At 62.2% G+C, this 1646-nt stretch carries 2 protein-coding genes and 1 pseudogene; 1 reads left to right on the top strand and 2 read right to left on the bottom strand.

Features of this window, described 5'->3' with window-relative positions; all coding sequences use genetic code 11:
- Positions 1-3 precede the first annotated feature (3 nt).
- Positions 4-108, bottom strand: a pseudogene (locus BP68_RS19205) (YetF domain-containing protein); the annotation flags it as partial.
- 204 nt (positions 109-312) lie between these two features.
- Here BP68_RS19205 and BP68_RS19200 point away from each other — a divergent pair.
- Positions 313-1386, top strand: coding sequence for an Lcl C-terminal domain-containing protein (locus BP68_RS19200; protein WP_496374770.1), 1074 nt, complete (start codon positions 313-315; stop codon positions 1384-1386).
- On the opposite strand, the gene BP68_RS19195 is transcribed toward BP68_RS19200, so the two are convergent.
- Positions 1321-1646 (bottom strand): hypothetical protein (locus BP68_RS19195; RefSeq protein WP_496374768.1); only part of this gene is annotated, 326 nt, incomplete at its 5' end. The genes BP68_RS19200 and BP68_RS19195 overlap by 66 nt on opposite strands.

Here is a 1646-nt window from a genome sequence, read left to right as displayed (position 1 = left end):
CCCTCAGCCATCCCGGCGCCGCAGCACCACGGTGATCTGGCCGTTGCTCTCCAGCGTGGCGCGCTCCACCTCGTGCAGGTGCAGGCAACCACCGGCACGCAGGGCGGCGGCTGCTACTTTTCTTGCACGACCCCTCTCATTACCCAATTTCACAAACACGGCATCAATACAAAAATAAACAATAAATTTCATTTAGTATCTTGCGCTTAGGCAATTTTTACTATCAAGCCTAGCAAATCAAGCGCAAGAAGCTATAAAAAAGGAGTTCTCGTGCCCTTTGCCCTCTCACGACTGACCCACCGGAGGATTTCCGTGTTTTCCGCCTCCTCGCGTCGGGCCAGCGCGCTTGTCGTCCTGGCCGCCTGTGCCGTTCCGTGGTGGGTGCAAGCGCAAACCTGCTCCAGCCCCAATGCCGACGCCGACTACATCCTTGGCGATGCAGGCGGCACGGCCAGCGCCATGCATTGGACATCGGGCCTGGTGTGGAAGCGCTGCGTGGAGGGTGAAGCCTTCGCCGGAGGCAACTGCAGTACGGGTTCTGCGCCGAGCAAGACCTGGAACACCTGGGCCGAGACGGATGGCCTGCTGCCACAATCCTTCACGACCCAGACCAACTGGGGCATTGGCGCCGGGTTCAACCAGAATTTGCTGAGTAGTGGCGCATGGCGCATGGCCTACAAAACGGAGTTGGTAGAAATCAACGCCAGTTGCAGCGGCAGCCCCCTACTCAACCAGAACGTGTTTCCAGATATACCGGTAGCGGACTTCTGGTCGGCCTCGCCCCGTGGCGCTGGATTCCAGAACGCGTGGCTTGTGAACTCCGGCAATGCCTATGCCTATGACGCCCAGCGCAACAATGCCCGCCCCGTGCTCCTGGTTCGAGGCGGGCAGCCTTTTGCGGCCTTGGCCACACCTGCGGCACAAGCCGCCGCCGCAAGCGCTCCGGTGACGTTTGCGGCCTTCACGCTGGCGCCGCGCAGCGGGCTGGGCCAAGCCTGGGGCGGCGCGCGCATTGGAGGAGCCGGCAACCCCGAGTTCCAGCTGAATGGCGCGGGTGCATGGGTGCAGGAAGCCATCGTGCAAAGCGGCGATCAGATCACCGTGCGCATGACGGCACCGCCCGCAGGCAGCCACACCGCGATCTTTACCTTGCGCAGCGGTAACGCCGCTGGCACCAACGCCAATGGGACCAATAGCGGCAACGAAGTCACCCTCATGCAGGAGGAAGCAGCCAACTTCGTCCTCACGGTCGCAGCACCAGCAGCCGCCACGCCTCCCGCCGCCATTCCCACGCTGAGCGAGTGGGGCACAGTGCTTCTATCACTTCTGGCGGGCTTGTTGGGCTGGCGCAAGCTGCAGTCCCAAACGGCTGTCCGCACTCGATGAGTAAGCGTAGGCAGCTATCGAAAGAATAGCTGCGGTCCCGCAGGACGGCACGGTAAATGCGGCGATCAGAAAATCCTGACTTGCCATCAAACCTTGTGAGAGACATGCACAACATGTCACGCCTGCGGCTTTCTCGCCATCCTGAACATTGAGGCCGCGCGTGCAGAGGCTTTGGCCGCCAGCGAGATGGCCGAGCGCGTGTGCAGCGCCGCCATCCAGACCCTGGGCGGCTACGGCGTGGTGGGCGACTTCCCGGTCGA

Source organism: Diaphorobacter oryzae DSM 22780, assembly GCF_059568935.1.
This window is presented reverse-complemented; position numbering and strand designations above follow the sequence as displayed.